The 2,602-nt window shown below is 75.9% G+C and carries 1 protein-coding gene; it reads left to right on the forward strand.

The window, feature by feature from the left end; genetic code table 11:
- Window positions 1-303 precede the first annotated feature (303 nt).
- Window positions 304-2,602, forward strand: a 2,299-nt coding sequence (locus tag N4G66_RS45020; RefSeq protein WP_261710129.1) for an AMP-binding protein, incomplete at its 3' end; no start/stop codon positions are given.

Below are 2,602 nucleotides of genomic sequence, written 5' to 3' on the forward strand. Positions count from 1 at the left end.
GGCCCGGACCGCGTCCGTGTGCGCCCGGCCGCCGGAGGGCCCCTGCCGTCCCCCCTCCGCCCGAAAGCGGCGTGCCGCAAGGGACTTCGTCCCCGCGGCGCAGCCGCTTTCGCCCGCCGGCGGGGTCCGCCTCCGGGCGCGCTTGGCAACTTCTCGCCGCCGGACCGGCGGCAGTCCGCCCGCACCACCTGCGAGTCCAGTGCCGCTCGACCGTGCCTGGATACCGCCTCAGCCAGGCATTGCCAACATTCAGGCAATGTTTTGCCAGGCCCCGGAAGGCGCTGTCGTAAGGAGCGGGTGCTGATGTCCATCTCCGGACTCATCGAGCAGCAGGTCCAGGAGCGTCCCCACGCCGTCGCGGTCCACTACCCCCGGCACGCGAAGGGCCGCGGCGTCCGCCTCACCTACCGGGAGCTGAGCCGTTCGGCCAACCGTCTCGCCGCCCACCTGCGGGCCCGCGGCATCGGCCGCGGCGACCGGGTGGTGACCTCGCTGCGGCCGGGTCCGCGGACGGTGACCGCGTTCCTCGGGATCGTGCGGGCCGGCGCCGCCTACGTCCCCATCGATCCGGCCGGCCCGGCCGGACGGCGCCGGCTGATCGTGCGGGACAGCGCGGCCGCCGCGGTGCTGACCGAGGGCGCGGACGCCGCGGACTACGCGGGTCTGGACACGGTGGTCGTCGACCTGGACGCCGAGGCCCCCGAGATCGCCCGGCGCCCCGGTGCCCTGCCCGGGCACACGGCCGAACCGGGCGACGCCGTCTGCGTCCGCTACGCCTCCGCCACCACCGGCACCCTTGAGGGCGTCGTCGTGACGCACCGCGCGGTGCTGGACTTCGTCCGCTGCACCGACTGCCCGCGGCTGACCCCCGCCGACGTGGTGGCCCGGGCCGCCGGCCCGGACTTCGACACGGCCGCCTTCGAGGTGTGGACGACCCTCACCGCGGGCGCCCGGCTGGTCGGCCTCGGCAGGGACACCGTCAGCGACCCGGACCGCCTCCAGGACGCGGTGAGTGCCCACAGCATCTCCGTGCTCTTCCTGACGGCCGCTCTGTCCGGCCGGATCACCCGGGAGCGGCCGGCCGCGTTCGCGCCGCTGCGCACCGTCCTGTCCGGCGGCCGGGCCCGCCGCCCGCGCCGGGTGCGCGAGGTGTTCGCCGCCGGGGCGCCCGAACGGCTGCCACACGCACACGGACCGGCCGGGACGACGGCGTTCACCACCCGGCACCGGACCGCCGAACCCGCCGGAAGCGCCGGAAGCGCCGGAAGCGCCGCGGGCGACCGTACGGTCCCACCGGCCGGGCAGGACGCGCGGACCACCGGGGGCAAGGAGCTCCGCGAGGCGCTCCACGACGCCGGTGCCGCCGGTGCCGGTGCCGGTTCCGCCGGCGCCGATGGTGCCGATGGTGCCGATGGTGCCGATGGTGCCGATGGTGTCGGCCCGGATGACGGCTTCAGTGGCTGGACCAGCAGTTACGACGCCCTGCCGATCCCGCCGGAGCAGCTGCGGGAGTGGCACAACGCCACGCTCGAGCGGATCCGTGAACTGCCGCGCCGCCGGGTCCTGGAGATCGGTGCGGGCACCGGGCCGCTGATGGCCCGCCTCGCCCGCGAGGAGGACGTCCACGAGTACTGGGCCACCGGCTTCTCCCCCGCCGCCGTCGCCGCGCTCACCGCGCGGGTGGAGGCCGACCCGGTCCTGAAGGACAAGGTCCGGCTCGCGTGCCGGGGCGCCGAGGACACCGGCGGGCTGCCCGCCGGGCACTTCGACACGGTCGTCGTCAACTCGGTGGTCCAGTACTTCCCGGACCTCGCCCGCCTGCGTACCGTCCTCGAGCGGGTCCTGCCGCTGCTCGCCCCGGGCGGCTCGCTGCTCCTGGGCGACCTGCGCAACCTCGACCTCGCCCGCTGCCTGCAGACCGGCATCGCGCTGAGCGCCCCGGGCGCCGCCCGGGGCGACCGGGAGGCACTGCGCCGCGCCATCGACCACCGGGTCGCCGCGGAGAGCGAACTGCTGCTCTCCCCCGCCCTGTTCGACGTACTGGCCCGGGAGCTGCCCGCCGTGCGCGCGGTCGACGTACGCGTCAAGCGGGGCCGACACCACAACGAGCTGACCCGCTACCGCTACGAGGCGGTGCTCTCCACCGCCGAGCCGGCCGCCGACCTCACCACCGCGCCCGCCCTGCGCTGGGGCCAGGACATCGCCGGCCTCGCCGAGGCCGAACACCTCCTGCGGACGGCGCGTCCCGCCGTGCTGCGCCTGGCCGGGGTGCCCAACCGCCGGGTGCACGACGAGTACGCGGCCATGCAGTCGCTGTTCGACCCCCGCGAGGGCATCGACCTCGCACCGCAGGACGCGCCCGCCCCCGACCCGGAGACGCTGTGCGCGATGGCCGAGCGCCTGGGCTACCGGGCGCTGCCCACCTGGGGCGGGCGCCCGGACCTCCTCGACATCGTCGTCCTGGACCCCGGACAGGTCCCCGCGGGCGCGCTGACCGGCGTCTACGCCGCATCCACATCCGTGTCCACATCCATATCCGTGTCCACATCCGCATCCGTGTCCGTGTCCGTACCGGGTGCCGACGCCGGCAGCTGCGCCCGCA

The sequence above is a fragment of the Streptomyces rhizosphaerihabitans genome (genome assembly GCF_025399795.1).
In the GTDB taxonomy this organism is placed as follows: domain Bacteria; phylum Actinomycetota; class Actinomycetes; order Streptomycetales; family Streptomycetaceae; genus Streptomyces; species Streptomyces rhizosphaerihabitans.